This window comes from Telluria sp. AIW5 (assembly GCF_056680575.1).
Window position 1 is genome coordinate 1838451 of record NZ_CM155289.1, and the last position, 19851, is coordinate 1858301.

The window sequence follows — 19851 nt, forward strand, 5'->3', positions numbered from 1 at the left end:
GAACAACAACTGAGGTAGACTAATGAGAACGACGTCTGTAACCCGCCATGTGGAGTTCAAGTGAAACAGAAGATGCGAGCGCTTCATCAGAAGCTCGACCTAGCGACCTATTCGCAGGACAGAGTCATTCGGTTCAAATTGAGCACCAGTGCGGGTCCTAGCGATCAAGGTATTTCTATACCGATACCGATAATGTATCGCTTCTATCACATCGGGCGAGCATACGACCTGCATCAGTTGAAGAATTTTATTCCTAGTGGGGTCGTTGCTGTGGACTTTATCTCGATGAAGCTGCTGGTTGCAGAGATTGAGGCGCTAAAGGAGCTAATAGACGACCCTGTGCTTAAACATTATGGCGATCAACTCGTAGACTACCTTACAGGGATTTCAGTAGACACGAAATCCCGCCTGATTGTCGGAGGCTAGCGTCCGCTTCCGGCCAAAAGCAGACAGTCGGAATTTGAGTTGTTAGACTCAATAGATGAGGTGCGCAGGATGGACAGTATCGAATTTGTGGATCGGCGACTAGGCGTCTACTGTTGTGGCCATCTGTTTCGGCGAGAGCGGCGAGCGCTCTTGGTCGTTAGGGACGAAGGAGACTGGCAAATCTTGTGCGGTAACGTGGATCACGATGATCCGCTTGAACCGTACCATGTCAGCATAGGAGCATTGCTCGATGCGGACCCTACCTTAAATGACGTCGCAGACCTGCCGTCTGAGTGGGAAGCTGAGCGCCGCGATATCACGGCCAATTGGTTGCGAACGCACCGGCATCAGTAGACGAAAATCGGGGCTGGTCGTCTAACACTCGAACCAGCACACGTTTTTAGGGTCCGCTTAGGGTCGTGAGCGGCCCCTACCAAAGGTCTGCAACCGGCCAGGAGTAGGCGTTTTGACGGTCGAAGTAGTCAACCCTGGAGTTAGGTATGCCCTTTACCTTTTTGCTCTTTTTAGCCTTCATGCTTTGCGCTGTCATTAGTCCATTGGTGGCGGTAGGAGTCATGTGGGCACTGTGCACGGAACGATGGCGCTACACCGGATGGCGGGTGGGCAAGGTAGGGGCCATATTGGCAGCGATGTCTATCGCCACGTATTTCAGTCTCAACATGCTGCTAGGAGATGGCGCTCCCGTTCGACCAATATCCATTGCAATCGCTGGCGGAGCCGGTTTCACAGCCGGGGCGGCGGGTATTTGTGCATGGATATGGGTCAGGAGCCGCAAAAGTCTTGCGACAGCCAATTAAGGTCTGCTTCGGGTCCAGAAGCAGACGCACAGCGTGCCCGAAAAATGGCCGGATAAAACTACGGAGTGCCATTGATAAGCAAACAAAGAGCGCCAGTCGAGTGGGCCGGGCTTATGTACGAACTTGAAGACGCGCGCGAGCACTTGACGGCGTTGATTTCCGAGATGAACGCGACAGACGAATTTGACGAGGTCGATCTGCGAATACAACTGGGCCATATCTTCTCTCATTTAAATCGCGCTTGGCATCGCCGAAACAAAGTCCATGGTCTCAATCAAGAGGAATGGCAGGACGCTAGTCGGTTTCCATCTGACTTGGACCCCACATAGGATGGGGCTACGACCCTCCGCTTTGAGGCGGTAGCGGACGTTACAATAGGTCCGCTATCGGCCCAGCCTGTGTAAAAACTCAGAACGAAGGACGAGGAGCCCAATTGTACCGACTAGGGCTGCCCCTGAAATGTAGAAAAACATTCCAGGCCGTGTAGTCCGATTTGGATAGTTTTATCAATGCCAGTAGGGAAAGCGCTTCAGGCAGGCCTTGGAGCGTCAGAAAATGGGCAAACGCCCGGATCGCTGCCAGCATCCTTTCAACGCCTAGAATCGCCATTAAACGCCTGAAGTTATAGGCAAGCACGTGCAGGCTCATCTCAGCTTGCACACGCTCCAAGCCTTTTGTCAGGAAGTGCGTGGCTCCCATCCACGCCTTAATCGTCGCGTACGGATGCTCAACAGTCGAACGCCGGATTCGCATGGCGTCTGGCGCCTGCTCGAGACGGGACTGCATTTCGTCCAGCACGTCCTGATGTTCCCATCGAGTCACTCGCCGCTGCGAGCGCGGCGTGCACTTGTCCTTGAGAGCGCAGCCTTTGCAGTTTGAAGTCCAGTAGCGGTGATTGGTCATGCCTTTCTCAACGCTTGCGAAACGCCATATCAGGGACTCGCCTGCCGGGCAGCGATACTCGTTCTTTTGCGGGTCGTAAATGAAGTCAGCCTTGTCGAAGCGGCCATCGGCTTTGGCTCCGGAGGTTTTCGTGGGTGGCACCAAAGTGCAGATACCTGCTTCATGACAGGCCAGGATTTCTTCGCCCTTGAAGTAGCCGCGGTCGGCAATTGCTGTCAGTGTCGTCGTGCCGATGGCGGCACGGGCTTTCTTGGCCATGCCGGACAATTGGTCACGGTCGCTGCCGTTGTTCGTTACCTCGTGTTCGACGATCAAATGATGCTTGGCGTCGACGGCGGTTTGCACGTTGTAGCCAACGATTCCTGAACCACGTGTCATCATCGAACGCGAGTCCGGGTCAGTCAATGAAATTTGCGTTTCGCCAGTCTTTATCAGCTTCGCTTCGATTTCCTTGAGCGTGGCCATTTGAGATTTCATCGCTGCGATCTTGTCGTTCAGACGAACGCTTTTCGACTGTGCCGTACCCGGTTCCTGTCGGTCAGCAGTGTCGAGTTCTGCCAGGTAGCGACCGATATTCGCCTCGATCTCTGCCATCCTGCGCTTGAGTTTTGCATCGGTAAAATTGCGGTCACTACTGTTGACGGCCTTGAACTTGCTGCCGTCGATCGCGACGACCGCTTCCGAGAAAAGGTCCAGCTGCTGGCACAGTACGACGAACTGCCGGCAGACCTTGCCGATCGCCTTGCCGTTATCTTTTCGGAAGTTCGCTATCGTCTTGAAATCGGGCGCCAGGCGTCCCGTCAGCCACATCAGCTCGACGTTGCGCTGGGCCTCACGCTCAAGCCGCCGGCTCGATTGAATACGATTGAGGTAGCCGTAAATGTAGAGCTTGAGAAGCACGGCGGGATGGTAGGCAGGTCGCCCCGTCTTCGCCGGCGCCACTCGCGTAAAACCCATACTGGCGAGATCAAGCTCTTCGACAAACACATCGACTACACGGGCCGGATTATCTTCAGTCACGTAGTCGTCCAAATGCTCAGGCAGCAGCGTGCCTTGCCCGCGTTCTTCGCCTTCGATAAAGCGCTTCATTTGGCACCCCAGTGATGAGATACTTCCTCAACGTTTACCGGACCAGTTTCGTTTACATCGGCCTGCGTTTTTACACAGCCTGGGCCCGAAGCAGACATTGTGTGGTACGAGAAATCGCATCGTGCTTCTTAAGCATCCTGCCGAGTTTGGGCCAAAGTTACACGGAAAGCGCTTAATTTCGCTTGTTTGCTGGGGCAATTTGTAGCGAGAAATCACATTCCGCTGTTGAGCACAGCGCTCTCAAAATCTGAGGTTCGAATCCCAGATGCTGGAACTTCTCCGATCCACTATCTATACGGAAGACAACTCCTTGGCCTTCGGCCCTTAAATCTACATTGATGTCTTGATATAAAGAAAAATCATCGTCTAGCGAAGTCTGCTGAAGTAAATTACGCTGATCAGCTGGCATTAATTGCAGTTCACCGAGCAGTTGATCGGACTTTCGATCTGTCTGAATGAAAGCAAAACAGAAGAAATCACTAGGTCCCTCGGATGAAATGCATAGTGATTGAACGGGTGCCCAAGATGAGCTCTTCTTCAAGGGAGGGCGTAATCGCATCTTTATCTTCCACTGGGTGCCCGAATCAAAGCGATAGAATTCCTTAGAAAAAGATCCTTCTTCGGCCTTCATTCTTATTTCATTTGGTCTTTCCTCTATTCTTTGCTCTATCGAGGAACGCTCCACTTTAGTTTCGTAGCCAGGCTCATATTGCTTAATTTCAGCAATTGCTTTCGAATATCCAGCGTCCGCCGACATTCGCAAGTATTTATAACTTAAATCGCGGTCTGCCGGCACTACATCCGCATTTCTATAAATACGTGACAATTCTAGTTGCGCGTGCTCATGTCCGTTCTCAGCAGCTGCTTTATACAACTCGATTGCCTTCGCTTTATTTGCGGCAGTACCATAGCCACTCCAGTAAAGCTCAGCGAGCAACACCTGTGAGCTGCTGTCCTGCGCCTCCACGGCGATCGAACACCATTTGAAAGCTTTTTCGTAGTCAAGCGGTGCTGCACGACCGTATCTATAACGATAGCAAAGATTATGGACAGCATCAGCCTGTTGCAACTCTGCCCATCCAATGACGTTGGGCAGACTGCGGTCGGACATACTGATCTTGACAATATGTACAGGTGCCGAGGCGCAGCCCGTCAGTGTCGCGCAAAAGCCAACGCTCATTGCGAGAGTTGCGAGAAACGGGGCTTGCGAAATTTTCATGAATATATTCGAATTTATAGGAAATGACACCGCGCGTTGACGACAGCGATCCGTTGAGGGACTGCTCTTGGCCGAAAGCGCCCTGTGGCAACAGGATATCAGCTTGATAACCGGGAAAATCCGCAGATTGTCACGAAGGTCAGGAATCGAGCCCAAAGCGGCGGTTTTCTGACTGATCAAACAGGCTACAGAAAGCGCGAATAGCTGTGCCAAGCGCCGCCTAACGGCGACAACTGCTCCCGCACAGCTTGTAGTCTGCTGACCAACTTAGCCCGCTCCTTGGGAGCCTTTAACTTGGCCGGAAGACGGCTCAACCAATGACAATTCGGCCCGACAGGCAATTCACGCTTCCTGGAGAGCTGGCGACTAGTCGGAAGCGGCTTCGCCACCATCACTTCGATGAAGTGGTCCAACTGTGCCAAGGAGCTGAACTGCAGATCTACATCGGCAGCGTCAACATGCAGAACCATGAACCCTTTATGCAATACCTCCACCGGCGCAGATGGGACACACTCCTTATCTGACCCAGCTACTGGTACATGAACCCAGAATGCTAACGGTGCCATTCGCCAGTCAGGCTCAAGCGTGAAGTGATAATGTGGAGTCATAGGATGGGAGTTATCGGTAGCTGTCGAAAACGTAAACCAACATACATCGCAGCGTCCGCTTTTGGCCGATTCCGGTCGGTTGGCTGAATCGCCACGAGTTTTCTAGACACTCGCGAGCCGCTGGAAATACTGCTTTTCATATTCGACCGGCGACAAGTCATTGCTGAAGCTGTGCCGGCGCTTTGGATTGTAAAACATCTCGATGTAATCGAAGACATCCTGCCTTGCTTGTTCCCGAGTGCCGTAGGTCTTGCGTCGGATCCGTTCCCGTTTCAGGAGCTGGAAGAAGCTCTCGGCCACGGCGTTATCGTGGCAGTTTCCTCGTCGGCTCATGCTTTGCTGCAGATTGTGCTGGTCCAGGAAGTCGCGCCAGTCGTAGCTGCTGAACTGACTGCCTTGATCAGAATGCACCATCACCGTATTCTTGGGTTGCCGACGCCAGACGGCCATCAAGAGCGCATTCATCGCTAGCTCGCGATCGATTCGAGAACTCATCGACCAGCCGACCACCTGACGCGAAAACAGATCCAGTACAACGGCCAGATAAAGCCAGCCTTCGTAAGTGCGAATGTACGTGATGTCCGTCACCCAGACCCGATTCGGTTCCTGCACGTCGAATTGGCGCTGCAGATGATTAGGCGCCACCAGCGAAGGGGCACCGCCGCGTTTATATTTCCGCTTGGCGTAGCCGGTTTGCGAGCGAATTCCGGCCGACCTCATAAGACGATGGACGCGATTGATACCGCATTGTTCACCGAGCTCGCGCAGATCGTCGCTGACCTTGCGGTAGCCGTAGACGCTGCCGCTTTCGAGCCACGATTCCTTGATGGGAACCAGAAGGCGCTTGTCTTCCTTGGCGCGCTTGCTTTCGGGGTTCAGGCGCCAGGCATAGTAGCCGCTTGGGTGCACCTCGAGCACTTTGCACAGCCGGCGCACCGGGAATTGGTCCTGTAACTGAGCAATTAAGGTGTACCTTACCCGGACGTCTTGGCAAAGTACACCGCGGCCTTTTTCAAGATGTCACGCTCCTCCGTGACGCGCTTGAGCTCGGCCTTCAGGCGCCGCATCTCGTCGGACTGGGCATCGACGACCTTGCGCTCCGCCTCGGGTACGCCATAGCGCTTCGTCCAGGCGTACAGACTGTGGATGCTTATCCCGAGCCGTGCCGCTACTTCGCTCGCCGGGTGGCCGCCCTGCGCCACCTGCTTGACCGCTGCAATCTTGAATTCATCTGTGTACCGCTTTCCACTCATACCTTCTCCTTGTGCTCGACATTATGGCTCAGGAGTGTCTACGATAGTCGTGGCGATTCAGGCCGAGGCTGGTTTCGACCCATTGCAGACGTCCAGACTACAGGTTTAAGAACGCGCTTTTTCTAGCGATTTCTGCAACTTCACGATCAGGGCTTCGACTTCGCTTTCGGAAAGATCTAAAGGATCTCCATGCGAGCCAACGGCGATAACGCACACCGCAGAACCGTCGTACCAGACGTCGAGACGGTCTTGTTCAAAGAGTTGGGGCATTGCACAATTCCTTGCGTGAGTTTTGGTCTGCTTTTGGCCCAGGCTGTGTAAAAACTCAAACCGACGAACTGCAAGCCGAATTGTGCGGGCCTGGGCTGATTCTGGAAGATAGAGACGCGTTCGGGGCCTTGTAATCCCACTTGAGCATTTTCAGCAAGGCCATTAAGGAAAACGCTTCAAGCAGGCCTTGGCGGGTCAGAAAATGGGCGTACGCCCTGATTGCAGCCAGCATTCCCTGCATGCCAAGTAACGACATCAAGCGCCTGAAGTTATAGGCAAGCACGTGCAGGCTCATCTCGGCCTTGACGCGCTCCAGTCCTTTCGTCAGGAAGTGCGTCGCCCCCATCCACGCCTTGATCGTCGCGTACGGATGCTCGACAGTCGAACGCCGGATTCGCATTGCGTCCGGCGTCTGTTCCAGACGCGCCTGCATTTCATCGAGCACGTCTTGATGTTCCCAGCGGGTCACCCGCCGCTGCGAACTCGGCGTGCACTGGTTTTTGAGCGAACAGCCCTTGCAGTTCGAGCTCCAATAGCGGTGGTTCGTCATTCCTTTCTCGACACTCGAGAAGCGCCAAATCAGAGATTCGCCTGCCGGACAGCGGTATTCGTTCTTTTGCGGGTCGTAAATGAAGTCAGCCTTGTCGAATCGACCGTCGGCCTTGGCTCCGGAGGTTTTCGTAGGTGGCACCAAAGCTGAGATGCCCGCCTCATGACAGGCCAGGATTTCTTCGCCCTTGAAGTAGCCGCGGTCGGCAATTGCCGTCAGTGTCGTCGTGCCGATGGCAGCACGGGCTTTCTTGGCCATGCCAGACAACTGGTCGCGGTCGCTGCCGTTATTTGTGACCTCGTGTTCGACAATCAAATGATGTTTAGCGTCGACTGCAGTTTGCACGTTATAGCCAACGATGCCTGAGCCGCGCGTCATCATCGAGCGCGAGTCCGGATCAGTGAGTGAGATCTGCGTTTCCCCAGTCTCCATCAGCTTCGCTTCGATTTCCTTGAGCGTTGCCATTTGCGATTTCATCGCCGCGATCTTGTCGTTCAGACGAGCGGTTTTCGACTTTGCAGTGGCTGGTTCCTGACGGTCAGCCGTATCAAGTTCTGCCAGGTAGCGACCGATATTCGCTTCGATCTCCGCCATCCTGCGCTTGAGTTTGGCATCGGTAAAATTGCGGTCGCTGCTGTTGACGGCCTTGAACTTGCTGCCGTCGATCGCGACGACCGCATCCGAGAAAAGATCCAACTGCTGACACAGAACGACGAACTGCCGGCAGACTTTACCAATTGCCTTACCGTTATCTTTCCGGAAGTTCGCTATCGTCTTGAAGTCGGGCGCCAGGCGTCCGGTGAGCCACATCAGCTCGACGTTGCGCTGGGCCTCGCGCTCAAGCCTTCGGCTCGATTGAATCCGATTGAGGTAGCCGTAAATGTACAGCTTGAGCAGCACGGCGGGATGGTAGGCCGGCCGACCCGTCTTCGCCGGCGCCACCCGAGCAAAACCCAGGTTGGCGAGATCAAGCTCGTCGACGAACACATCGACTACACGAACCGGATTATCGTCGGCCACGTAGTCGTCCAGGTGTTCGGGCAGCAGCGTGCCTTGTCCGCGGTCTTCGCCCTCAATAAAGCGCTTCATTTAGCACCCGAAGTGATGAGATACTGGCTTAACGTTTACTACACTGGCGCCGTTTACACGACCTACGTTTTTACACAGGCTGGGCCGATAACGGCCATTCGCCAAGGCTCAGTGTAAGAGGGTTATTGCCCCAATAGCAAGCAGGAGGTTTTGTCAGCCCATCTCGGTATTTCCTCCCGGCTCCGGTGCATCATGCCGTCCTGTGCAGTGATAGGATGAGATTGTCAATTCGATCATCCAGGAAAGCAGACCCGCCCAACATGCCACCCGTCCAACCCGGTCCGAACGCCGCCTTTTACGTCGTCCTGAACGCCGGTTCCGGCCATTCGGAAACGGCGCTGCGCGAGTCCACCATCCGCGATGTGTTGCAAGCCGCCGGCCGGACCTGCCACCTCGAACTGGTGGAGGATCCGGAGCAGCTGGTCGAGATCGCGCGCCGCATGGCGGCCAAGGCAAAGGAGAACGAGGGCGTCGTGGTCGCGGCCGGCGGCGACGGCACCATCAATACGGTGGCGCACGAAGCGGTGCAGCAGGGCTGCCTGTTCGGCGTGCTGCCACAGGGGACCTTTAATTATTTCGGCCGCACCCACGGCATTCCCGAAGACCTGGGCGAGGCGGTGCGCGCGCTGCTGACGTCGACCGTGACGCCGGTCCAGATCGGGATGGTCAACGACCGCATCTTCCTCGTCAACGCCAGCGTCGGCCTGTATCCGCAACTGCTGGAAGCGCGCGAACAGGACAAGCGCCAGTACGGGCGCAGCCGCGTGGTCGCGATCCTGTCGGCGCTGAAAACGGCGCTCGGGCGCTACCGGTCGCTGCGTATCGCGCTCGATACCGACGGGCAGACGCGCAAGCTGCGCACGCCGACGCTCTTCGTCGGGAACAACCGCCTGCAGATGGAGCAGGTCGGCATGGAGCCGCTCACCGAAGCGGTCGAGGACGGCGAACTGGCCGCCATCGCACCGCGTTCGGTCGGCAAGATCGGCATGCTCGGCTTGCTGCTGCGCGGGGCGCTCGGGACGCTTGGCCAGGCGGAGAACGTGGTCGCGTTTTCCTTCAAGCGGCTGACGGTCAAGCACGCGCGCCTGTCGCCGCGGCGGCGCGTCAAGGTCGCCACCGACGGGGAAGTGACGCACATGAACATGCCGCTCGAGTTCCGGGTAGTCGAGGGCAGGCTGCTGCTGTTGAAGCCGGGGGCTGAATCAACAAGCGCGGCCCCGGCGGGCACGCCCTCCGGTCTGGCCTAGCCGCGCCGTTCTTACTCGACGCGCCGTACCCGCACGCCCATCAGGTCGACCCGGTTCGACGGCCCGCCCGTCCCACCGGCGCCGCTGAAGCTCGCATTGCTCTCCAGGTAGCTCATGTTATAGAAATCGCTCAACCTGATGCGGTAGGAACCGGGCTGCAGCGCCGCTCGCAACGGCGTGCAGAGCGGCGCCGGCGTGTTGCCGCGTGCCGGCTTGGTGTGCGGCAGCTGGACCACGCCCTGCGCCACCGTGCGGCCGGCTGCGTCGTCGATGGCGAGCCATTTGACGCTGCCGCTGATGCCGAGGTTGATCTGGTTCGCCTCGTTCCGGTAGCGCAGCTGGAACGCATACGCGCCCGCGCGCTCGATGCGCAGGCCGCTCACCTCGAACCGGTCTTGCGGAGCGCCCCAGTTGGCCAGGTGCGGCGTGGCGCTTGCAGTGACTTTCAGGTTCGAGGACACGCGTGCATCGGTGACGGCGATCTCGGTGGCGTTGTCGACGCAGCGCGGCGCGCTATGGTGGCTGCGGTTGCCGGATGCCGTGAACTGCGCTTCGACGGCGTAGCAGGCCTCGGGATGCCATTCGCGGTCGGTCCACGCGCCGGCTTTTATATTGGCTGCCACCTGCTTGCCGTCGCGGTAGACGTGATACACGGTGCCGGCGCCATTGCCACCTGCGCCGATGCGCAGGCGCGCGTGGCCGGCCGCATTGCGTTCGAGCGCATCGATCACGGGTTCGCGCGGACCGAAGACGACAGGCGATTCGACATACGGGGCGGCGTTCACGCGGCGGATGGCGTTGTCGCCCTTGACCACCGTGCCGAGCACGATCTCGATGAGGTCGCCGTCGCGCAGCTGCGCCCACGGAATGGTGGTGGCCACTGGTGCGCCGTTCAGCAGCACCTGCTCGACCTTGTGGTGGCCCTGTTCCTGGCTGGCGGCCGGCAGCAGCAGGCGCACGGAGATGCGCGCACCGTGCAGGCGCAGGTTCTGCAGCGTGGCCTGCGTCGTGCCGGCGAAGGTCTCGCGGCGCAGCTTCGTCGTGACGAAGGGCCGCAATGTGACGCCTTCGTCGGTCGCCGTCACGCCGAACACGTTTTCGATCACCATGCCGAGATAGGCGCCGACGGACCACAGCTGGCGCCGCGAATTGATGACGGGGCCGATCAGGGATGGGTTCTTTTCGTCGAGCAGCAGTGGCTGGCCGGACAGCCACTCGAGGTTTTCCATGTTCGACATGTTCAGCGCCGCACCGCGGACCAGCGATTCGTAGGCGGCATCGGCTACGGCCGCGTTACCCGCCAGGGCCGCGGCCTTGAGGCCATACGCCGTCACGAAAGGCCACATCGCGCGGTTGTGGTAGACCGGCATGCCCGGCTGCTGCGGCCAGATGACGGGCGGGCCCATCGGGCCGTGCGGATAGCGCGCGAGGATGCTGCGCGCCTGGTCTTCGCCGGCGATGCCGGTGAGGATGGCGAGCGATTGGCCGAGCCAGTCGAATTTGTGTAGCGGCGCCCCGTCGAAGTGGGCGGCGCTGAGGCTGCTGTACATGCCGGCGTCGGGTAGCCACAACCTGGCGTTGATCGATGTCTTCAACGCGGCGGCCCAGGCTGCGTAGCGGGTGGCGCGTACGGCATCGCCGGCTTCACCAGCCAAGCGCGCCGCCAGCCGCAAAGCCTGGTAGTGCGCCGCGTTGGTCGACACCGATTTGGCGCCGGCCATCGATGCGAGATCGTCGGTGATCCAGGCGGCGTAGCTCTGGTCGCGCCAGTCGAGGAAGGATTGTTCGCCCGTGTACAGGCCGTCCCGTGCGTCAAAGGCGGCGATGCGGTCGTTCTCGATCGTGTTCGACAAGGCGCTCAAGGCACGCGCGGCGAAGGCGCTGCGCTCGTTCGAAGGCAGCATGCGCAGGGTTTCCTCGGCCGCGAAGGCCCAGGTGACGCGGTCGGTGCTGACCGGCCAGCTGCCGCCGCTGCCGGTGTCCTGCACGATCTGCAGGCCATCGTTCGTGCCGGCGGCCTGCGGCGCCTTCCTTACACCGGCGCGGTAGCCGGCCAGCTTGAATTCCAGTGAATTGCGCACGCGCTGCGGATCGAGCAGGGCCAGGCCGAGGTCGGCCGCATACGACAGGTCGCGCGTCCACACGTAATGCCATTTTTCGCCGGTCTCGAAGCAGTCGCAGGGAAGCGCCGCGCCCGCGTTGTAATTGCCGTCGCGGATCTCGTTGACGGAATCCTGGCGCATCTCGTCCGCCGCCAGCGCGAACAGGGCATCAAAAGCCAGGTTCCCGCTGCGCAGAATCGGGAACTCCGCGCGCTCGGCATAGATCGTGTGCTGCGGGACGGGATCGCGCAGCGTCATCGTCGTCGAGTGGGTGTAGCTGCGCAGCCGGGCTTCCGGATCAAGCAGCGAGAAGCGCGCCGTCTCCTGTTTGCCGTCCCAGGTCGCAAAGGAGAGCGTGGCCACGCGCGCGTGGCCCGCATGCGGATCGGCGGCGGGGCCGCTTTTCGTGTCGGCCAGGCGCGTGATGCGCAGGCTTGGCGCGGCGGGATCGCTGGCGTCGAGCGTAAAGCGGTAGGTGGCGCTGCTGCGCACGAACAGCGTCGCCTCGGGGCCGGCGCGGGTGGCCAGGCGCAGCGGCTGGTCCGGTTTGACGGCGACGCTGGCCTTCAGGTCCGGCACCCATTCGCGGCCCCAGTCGCGCGTGCCCAGTTTGAAACCGTGGTTGCCGGGGCTGACCGGGATGTCGGCTTCGTAGATGCCCTTGCCCTTGTACTGCAGGGCGTTATCGAGGCCCCAGGCATTGAAGCCGCCCCGGACGAAGAAGGCCTCGCGCAGCGGACCGGGATCGGCCGCGATGGCGGCGCTGGAAGCGAGGAGGGCGGGCAGCAGCCAGCGGGGCGAGATCATGGGTATCCTGATTTAGCGGTATTCGTGTCGTTCGATGATGCCGCGCAGCGCATCGCGCGAGCGCAGCATGGGGAAGTCCTCGCTGCGGTAAGTCTTCGGCGTCACGAAGCGCAGCGTGCCGATCGTGCCCACATACGAGGGCCGCGCCTGTTGCACCGCCAGCCTGCGCCCGTCGAGCCTCGCGCTGCGCCTGCCCAGCGCCAGCGTCACCGGCTTGCCCGGCGCCAGCGTGAACGCCGTCTGCGAGCGGCTTTTATCCGGGTTCAGCCAGGCCATGCGCAGCGTGCGGGCTTTCGTGCCGCGCAGTGTAAACGTCCAACGCTCGGCGCCGTTCACACGCGCGAAATCGACGGCGACTTCTTCGCTTGCGCCGAAGGGCAGCAGGGCGCCGAAGCGCGTCCATTGTGAAGGAATGGCTGGCTCGAAGGCGAGCGTATCGGCCGGCAGGTCGGGCCTGAAGCCGACGTAATCCTGGTAGCCGTTGCGCGCATATTCCGCCACGCTCCAGGACTGGGCGAAGGTGCCGCTTGGCTTCAAGCGCCCGTTCTCGTCGGGCAGGGCATCGAGGTTTTCGCTCATGCTGCCCAGTGTGCCGAGGCCGAGGATCTGGCGTCCGAGGTTTTGCGTGAGCTGCCAGCCCAGGTCCTGGTAGCCGAAGCGGTTCAGGGCGGTCACCGTAAAGCCCGCGTTCCAGCCCCAGATGGTGCCGTTGTGGTAAGCGGCGTCCTTGTGGTGGAAGGCGGGATTCTCGTGGCGTGGGTGAAAGTAGGGGTCGTCCTGGCTCAGCGACGCGATGCCGTAGGGGTAGAGCAGCTGTGAGACGGCATTCTTCGTCACGCGCGCCTGCACCGCGCCGGGGACAAAATCGTCGAAGGGGATCGTCGCCAGCATCAGCTGGTTGGGGCGCACTTTGGTATCGCGGCTGCCGTCCTCGCGCAGGCGGTCGGCCATGGTCGCGCCGTCCCAGAACAGGCGCAGGAAGCTGGCCTGTGCTTTCGCCGCCAACGCCCGCCATTCGCGGGCGCGCTGAACGTCGCCGGCTTGCTCCGCCAGCCAGGCGCCCGTGTTCAGGGCCGTGTACCAGAGCGCCTGGATATCGTTGGCGCGGGCGCCGCGGTCGGACCAGGGCTGGTGCGTCGGGTTCTCGACGCGGGCATCCATCCAGGTATCGGACGCCGCATGCTTCAGGAGTCCGTCGGCGTCGACATAATTCGCGATCGCGCCCTCGAAATAGGGTACGGCCAGCTTGTACATCTCGGCAGCGAAGGCGCGGTCGCCCGTGTAGCGGATGTATTCGAATGCTTCGCGCAGCATCCAGGGCGTGCCGTCGACCGTGTTGTAGATGATCTCGTCGGGCGACACCCGGTTCGGGATGCGCCCGTAGTCCTTGTCGCGGGGCGTGCGCAAGTCTTGGGCCCGCGCGAAGTTCGCGAGCACGGCGCGGGCATCGGAGAACTGGCCCGACACCAGCAGCGTGCCGGGCAGGGCGATGAAGGTGTCGCGTCCCCAGTTTTCGCGGAACCAGGGCAGGCCGGCCCAGATGCCGGCGCCGTATTCGTCGACCACGAACAGGCGGGAGGCCGCCTTGGCCCAGTTCAGTGCCTTGTTGTATTCAGGATCGCTGGTGGCGAGGTAGCTGGCGGTCAGCGCCGCGTGGGTGGCACGGCGTTCGTCGCCGATCGGGTCGCCGGCGGCCAGCAGGCGTGCACGCGCGGCCGCTTCCTCGGCGCTGGCGCCGAAGGCCGCGACCACGGTGAAGGAAACCGTGGGCGCGCCGGCGCGCAGCCGCAGGCCGTCTTCCAGCACGAACGGCTGGCTGCCGGCGAGCGCCATGAACTGCGTGGCGCCCTTGCCCGGGGCGACGCTGACGACGCCGTCAAGCAGCGCCACCGCGCCGGCGGTTTTCAGCAGCGGCCGGATGGCCAGCAGCGCCGGCCGCGCGCTGGTCACGCGCAGCGCCAGCGCGTGTTTTTTCGAGAGCAGCGCCAGCTCCTCGGCCGCGCCGTTGGCGTACGCCACGCGGTGGCCGAAGGGCAGCACCTGCTCGCTCCCGGAAGCGCGCTCGTTGCGCACGCCGTCCAGGTAGCTCATGTAATTGTGGAAGACCGTGCCGCTCTTGAACACATAGCCGGCCCCGGCGTCATAACGATGCGTAAAACCTTCGAAATAGCCGTCCAGGTTGTCGCCGGCGACAAAGCGCGCCTGCTGGCCGGGCGCGGCGTCGATTGCCATCGCGGTGAAGAAAGCGTCGACGCCGGGTTTTTCGACGGCCGCCGCCGGTGCCAAGGCGAGGGCGAGCAAAAGGGAAAGCAGTGTACGCCGCATCATGCCCCCGGCAGTTCGATGAGGAGCGTCGCTTTCGGCGCCAGCCGCAGCTCGCGCGTGAGGTCGACCGTTTTGCCGGTCAACATGTCGGTGCCGGAAGCTGTCCCTTTCAGCATCTCCTGGAAGCGCGCCGTCGGCAGCCGCATCTCCTTGCTGTTGTTGTTCATCGCGACCATGATGCGTTTGGTGTCGTTATAGCGGAAGTAGACCCAGGTATTGTTTTCGGGGCCGAACTGCATCAGGCGGCCGCTGTGGATCACCGGTTCGCCCTTGCGCCAGGTGGCGAGTTTGCGCACCAGTTCCTGTGCCGCGCGTTGTTGCGCCGTGAGGCCAGCGGCGCGGAAGGCGTCGGCCTTGTCGCCCGTCCAGCCGCCCGGAAAATCGCGCCGGTAGCTGGCGTCGTCGCGTCCCTTGACGGTACTCGTCATCAGGATCTCGTCGCCCGTATAAAACTGCGGGATGCGCGGCATCGTCATCAGGAACACGAGGTTCATGCGGTAGCGATCGACATCTTCGCCCACCGCGCTATACATGCGCGCCATGTCGTGGTTGCTGCCGAAGAGGACAAGTTTGTCCGGCGCCGGATACAGGTAATCCAGCGAGAGCGTCTCGTAGACGGTGTTCAGGATGTTTTCTTCGGGCTTGAGAAGCGCGCCGCGCATGCTGTCGACCAGCGGGAAGTCCATCAGGCTCGGGAGCGAGGAGACATAGCCGTCAAAGTTCGCCTTTCCGCGCTGCCAGTGCGCGACCACCGGCACGCGCGTGCTCCACTCCTCGCCGACCATGTTGAGGTTCGGGTACTCCGCCATCAGGCGCTGCGTGTAGTCGGTGAGGAAGGCGCCGTCCGAATAGCCGAAGGTGTCGATGCGCAGCCCGGACAGGCCCGCGTACTCGATCCACCAGATGTTGTTCTGGATGAGGTAATTGGCCACCAGCGGGTTGGTCTGGTTCAGGTCCGGCATCGACGGGCCGAACCAGCCGGCCGTGAAGTTGCGGCTGTCGGCTTTCGACGCGTACTTGTCCTGCACGGCGACGCGGTGGTGGGCTGTCGGCACGAACTTGCCGCCGAAGTTGATCCAGTCCGGCGTCGGCAGGTCCTTCATCCACCAGTGGTTGGCGCCGATGTGAGACAGCACCACGTCCTGGATCAGGCCGATGCCGCGCTTCTTCGCCTCTTTCGACAGGCGCACGAAGTCCTCGTTGCTGCCATAGCGCGGATCGATCCGGTAGTGGTTCGTGGCCGCATAGCCGTGATACGAATACGCCGGCATGTCGTTTTCGACCAGGGGCGTGGGCCACAGCTGGGTGAAGCCGAGGCCGGCGATGTAGTCGAGGCGGTCGATCGCGCCCTGGATGTCGCCGCCATGGCGCCCGCCCGGATTTTTTCGGTCCGCTTTTTCCAGCATTCCCGGCACGCTGTCGTTCGACGGATCGCCGTTGGCGAAGCGGTCCGGCATGATCTGGTAGATCGCGTCGGCATTGCCGAAGCCCTGGCGCGCGCCCGAGCCGGCTTCGCGTGCACGCAACTGGTAAGCATGGCGGATGGTGGCCGCGCCGCCTTCACCCTCGAACACGATGTCGAAGCTGCCCGGTTGCGCGTCCGGTGCGATCTCGAGGTCGATGAACAGGTAATTCGCGCTGGTGACCCGGGTAAACGAGACCATGCGCACGCCCGGGTAATCGATCTTCGGTGTCCTGGTCGCGATGCCGGCCCCATGCACCATCAGCTGCAAGCCCGTGTGACGCATGCCGGTCCACCAGAAGGGCGGCTCCAGGTGCTCGATGGCGGGCGCGGCGATCGCCGGATGCAGGAAGGCGGCGGCCAGGAAAAGTGTTGCAAAAGAGCGTCGCATGGCGGGACTCGGCTGAAAAGTTGATAACGAAAAATCGAGGAGGCGAAAACCAGTAGTTTGGCTACATGCTCAGATGGCCGGTGCTGAATAAATGACAGGTTTTCGCCCTGTTACGGGGCGAGAATACTATACAAGCATGCAGACAGCAATTCATCAATATTGCTAGTTTAAGTACATACGAAGACTGAGGCTCGCGCCTGCTTGCCCCCGTCTTTATCAGGCCTGGGAGCCGGTAAAAACAGGCTGTATTTCGCCCGCCGCGTAATGACATCGATACCATTCCCTTATTTGCACCAAACTGGTGCATTTATGCACTGACTTGGTGAAAGACAAGCAATATGTAGTCCGACTACACGTACGGACAGGGCCGTTTGTAGCCGCGATACAACGTCTGGGCGTGTCATTCTATATATTAGCTTGGGAAACCGGCTTGTCACGTAGTCCGATTCAACTCTCGTTGACAGTGCATCTAGTTTTAGTACAGAATTCTTGCCAGAACGTCTAAAAAAGACGTTGATTCTGGATCCCGTGCCGTGGCTGTCGCTGTTTTTCGGGAAATTACCAAGTTTGAACTGAGGGGACACATGACTATTTTCGCCAACAAGCGCGCCGCTGCTACGGGCCTTGTATTCAAGCTGAGCCCGGTTGCGGCCGGCTGCGCCATTTTCGCGTCGGCCATGGCCGGCAATGCAGTCGCACAAACCGCGGTCACCGAGCCGGCAGCCGAGGCGCCGATGCAGACCGTGCAGGTCACCGGCATCCGTCGCGCGATCGAGACCGCGATCGCCACCAAGCGCGATGCCAGCGGCATCGTCGAAGCCATTTCCGCCGAAGACCTGGGCAAGCTGCCCGACGTCTCGATCGCCGAATCGCTGGCCCGCCTGCCGGGCCTGTCGGCGCAGCGCGTCAACGGCCAGGCACAGCAGATCAGCATCCGCGGCACCTCGGGCGACCTGTCGACCGCGCTGCTGAACGGCCGCGAGCAGGTCAGCACCAACTCGGACCGTACCGTCGAATACGACCAGTACCCATCGGAACTGATCAACGCCGTCACCGTCTATAAAACCGCCGATGCCGGCGTTGTCGGCCAGGGCCTGTCGGGCACGGTCGACCTGCAGACCATCAAACCGCTGTCGCTGCGCGAGCGCGCCGTCAGCGTCAACGTGCGCGGCGAGCACAACTCGAAGGGCTCCGTCAGCGCCGGTTCGCCGGCCAACGGCAGCCGCGTCAGCGCTTCCTACATCGACCAGTTCGCCAACCGCACGATCGGCGTCGCGATCGGCTACGCCCGCCAGGACAAGCCGAACGTCTCCGAGCAGTTCGAGACCTGGGACTGGGTCGACAACAACAAAGTCGTGCCGGGTTCGACCGTCAAGGTACCGAAGGGCATCAAGGCGCTGGCGACCACCGGCAACCAGGTGCGTGACGGCCTGATGGGCGTGCTCGAATGGCGCCCGAACAAGAATTTCAGCTCGACCGTGGACGTCTACCACTCGCGCTTCGACCAGGAAGAAATCCGCCGCGGCATGGAAATCCCGCTGCAGGATGACGGCGACCACGTCGTCTTCGCCAACCCGACCATCGTGAATGGCGTGATGGTTGCCGGCAACGCCAACAACGTCAATCCGGTCGTGCGCAACAACCGCCTGCAGCGCAACGACAAGCTGTCGGCGATCGGCTGGAACAACCGCTTCACCAGCGGCGACTGGGTCGGCATCATCGACCTGAGCCACTCGAAGGCCGACCACAAGGAAGAGCTGGTCGAGATCAACGCCGGCCGCGCGGCCCGCCAGACCCTCGGCTTCACTTACGGCAACGGCACCATCCCGAACCTGAACCTGACCGGCAGCTACGACGATCCGTCGCAGATCGCCATCGGCGGCCAGTTCGGCGAGGGTTATGTGAATGCCCCGAACCTGACCGACAAGCTGAGCTCGGCACGCGCCAGCGTCGAGTACAAGTTTGCCGCAGGCATGTTCTCGAGCGTCGAAGTCGGCTTCAACGTCTCCAAGCGTTCGAAGGACAAGCAGCACCTGGAAACCGGCTTCTCGAAGATTGGCGACGGCACTTTCGCCGCCAACGTCGTGAACGGTTCGCAAGACCTGTACGCGCTGCCGAACACCCTGAGCTGGGACATCCCGGGCGTGCTGTCGCAGAACTTCGGCCCGTTCACCCCGGCCATCCTGGTGCCATGGGGCGCGACCAAGAACTGGACCATCGACGAGAAGGTCAAGACCGGCTACGCCAAGCTCAACATCGACACCGAACTGATGGCCATGCCGCTGCGCGGTAACGTCGGCATCCAGGTCGTGAAGACCGACCAGAGCTCGACCGCGAACACGCTGCGCGCCTGGCCGTTCGCCGACCTGGTCCCGCTGACCGACGGCAAGAAGTACACCGACTACCTGCCGAGCATCAACCTGGCGTGGAGCCTGCCTGACCAGCAGTTCATCCGTTTCGGCGCCGGCAAGACCCTGGCGCGCGCCAAGCTCAGCGAGCTGAACGCCGCACTGGAAGTCGGCCTGACCGCGCAATCCACCGGTACGCCATACGGCAACGGCGGCAACGCCCAGCTGGACCCATGGCGCGCCAAGGCAGTCGACCTGTCGTACGAGAAATACTTCGGCAACAAGGGTTACGTGTCGGTCGCCGGTTTCCACAAGAAACTCGACTCCTACATCTACCAGATGACCGGTCCGCGTGACTTCTCGGAATTCCGCCTGGCCGGCGCCACCGCCGACATCGGCACCATGACCCAGCCGAAGAACGGCCAGGGCGGCACCCTGCAGGGCCTGGAGCTGGCCGCGTCGGCGCCGCTGGACATGATCCACCCGATGCTCGACGGCTTCGGCATCAGCGCCAACGCCTCGTTCACGAACAGCCAGATCAAGGTCAAGGACCAGCGTTTCGGCAGCATGGACATCCCGCTGCCGGGCCTGTCCAAGCGCGTCTTCAACCTGACCGCCTACTATGAGGCGAACGGCTTCTCGGCCCGTATCAACGAGCGTTATCGCAGCGACTACGTCGGCTCGATCGGCGGCATCGGCGGCGCGACCGAACTGTCCTTCGTGAAGGCGGACAAGGTCGTCGACCTGCAGCTGGGTTACGACATTCCGTACGTCAAGGGCCTGTCGGCGCTGTTCCAGGTCAACAACCTGACCGACACCGCGTTCCAGACCTATGCCGGCTCGCCGGACCGTCCACGCGGCTACGTCAAATACGGCCGTCAAATGTTGTTGGGCCTGAACTACAAACTGTAATTATTCGCCTTCGGGCGAAACCCAGCCCTTGC

At 60.7% G+C, this 19851-nt stretch carries 9 protein-coding genes and 2 pseudogenes; 3 read left to right on the plus strand and 8 right to left on the minus strand.

All coding sequences use genetic code 11. The features are described 5' to 3' along the window. Window positions 1-60 precede the first annotated feature (60 nt). Window positions 61-426: a hypothetical protein gene (locus AC1MEM_RS08125; protein ID WP_499476507.1), complete on the plus strand. Its 366-nt coding sequence runs from the start codon at window positions 61-63 to the stop codon at window positions 424-426. A gap of 1382 nt (window positions 427-1808) precedes the next feature. Here the strand turns inward: AC1MEM_RS08125 and AC1MEM_RS08130 are convergent. From AC1MEM_RS08130 to AC1MEM_RS08150, 5 genes and pseudogenes are all read right to left on the minus strand, one after another. Continuing rightward, window positions 1809-3236 (minus strand): annotated as a pseudogene (locus tag AC1MEM_RS08130) (IS1182 family transposase); the annotation flags it as partial. Between the two features lie 172 nt (window positions 3237-3408). Beyond that, a complete protein-coding gene (locus AC1MEM_RS08135; RefSeq protein WP_499476508.1) occupies window positions 3409-4455 on the minus strand; it encodes a tetratricopeptide repeat protein in 1047 nt (348 codons plus the stop codon). A 710-nt stretch (window positions 4456-5165) separates the two neighbouring features. Continuing rightward, window positions 5166-6316, minus strand: a protein-coding gene (locus tag AC1MEM_RS08140) for an IS3 family transposase (protein ID WP_499476486.1) whose coding sequence is annotated in 2 segments (ribosomal slippage) — window positions 5166-6076 and window positions 6076-6316 — 1152 coding nt in all. Because the reading frame shifts where the segments join, the coding sequence is not laid out codon by codon here. 105 nt (window positions 6317-6421) lie between these two features. Further along, window positions 6422-6586 (minus strand): hypothetical protein, encoded by a 165-nt coding sequence (locus tag AC1MEM_RS08145; protein ID WP_499476510.1) that lies wholly within the window; start codon window positions 6584-6586, stop codon window positions 6422-6424. Between the two features lie 211 nt (window positions 6587-6797). Further along, window positions 6798-8225 (minus strand): annotated as a pseudogene (locus AC1MEM_RS08150) (IS1182 family transposase); the annotation flags it as partial. Between the two features lie 260 nt (window positions 8226-8485). Here AC1MEM_RS08150 and AC1MEM_RS08155 point away from each other — a divergent pair. Then, window positions 8486-9472, plus strand: coding sequence for a diacylglycerol/lipid kinase family protein (locus tag AC1MEM_RS08155; protein WP_499476512.1), 987 nt, complete (start codon window positions 8486-8488; stop codon window positions 9470-9472). Between the two features lie 11 nt (window positions 9473-9483). Here the strand turns inward: AC1MEM_RS08155 and AC1MEM_RS08160 are convergent, their stop codons facing one another. From AC1MEM_RS08160 to AC1MEM_RS08170, 3 genes are read right to left on the minus strand one after another with little or no spacing between them, the layout of a single operon-like run. Continuing rightward, the gene (locus tag AC1MEM_RS08160; RefSeq protein ID WP_499476513.1) at window positions 9484-12381 is read right to left on the minus strand and encodes an MGH1-like glycoside hydrolase domain-containing protein; all 2898 of its coding nucleotides are present in this window, start codon (window positions 12379-12381) and stop codon (window positions 9484-9486) included. 12 nt (window positions 12382-12393) lie between these two features. After that, window positions 12394-14709: an amylo-alpha-1,6-glucosidase gene (locus tag AC1MEM_RS08165; RefSeq protein WP_499476514.1), complete on the minus strand. Its 2316-nt coding sequence runs from the start codon at window positions 14707-14709 to the stop codon at window positions 12394-12396. Beyond that, entirely contained in the window at window positions 14706-16559 is a 1854-nt protein-coding gene (locus tag AC1MEM_RS08170) for a glycoside hydrolase family 13 protein (RefSeq protein ID WP_499476516.1), read from the minus strand. The genes AC1MEM_RS08165 and AC1MEM_RS08170 overlap by 4 nt, the downstream gene beginning before the upstream one ends. Before the next feature lie 584 nt (window positions 16560-17143). On the opposite strand from AC1MEM_RS08170, the gene AC1MEM_RS08175 reads away from it, so the two are divergent. Beyond that, entirely contained in the window at window positions 17144-19819 is a 2676-nt protein-coding gene (locus AC1MEM_RS08175; protein ID WP_499476517.1) for a TonB-dependent receptor, read from the plus strand. Window positions 19820-19851 lie beyond the last annotated feature (32 nt).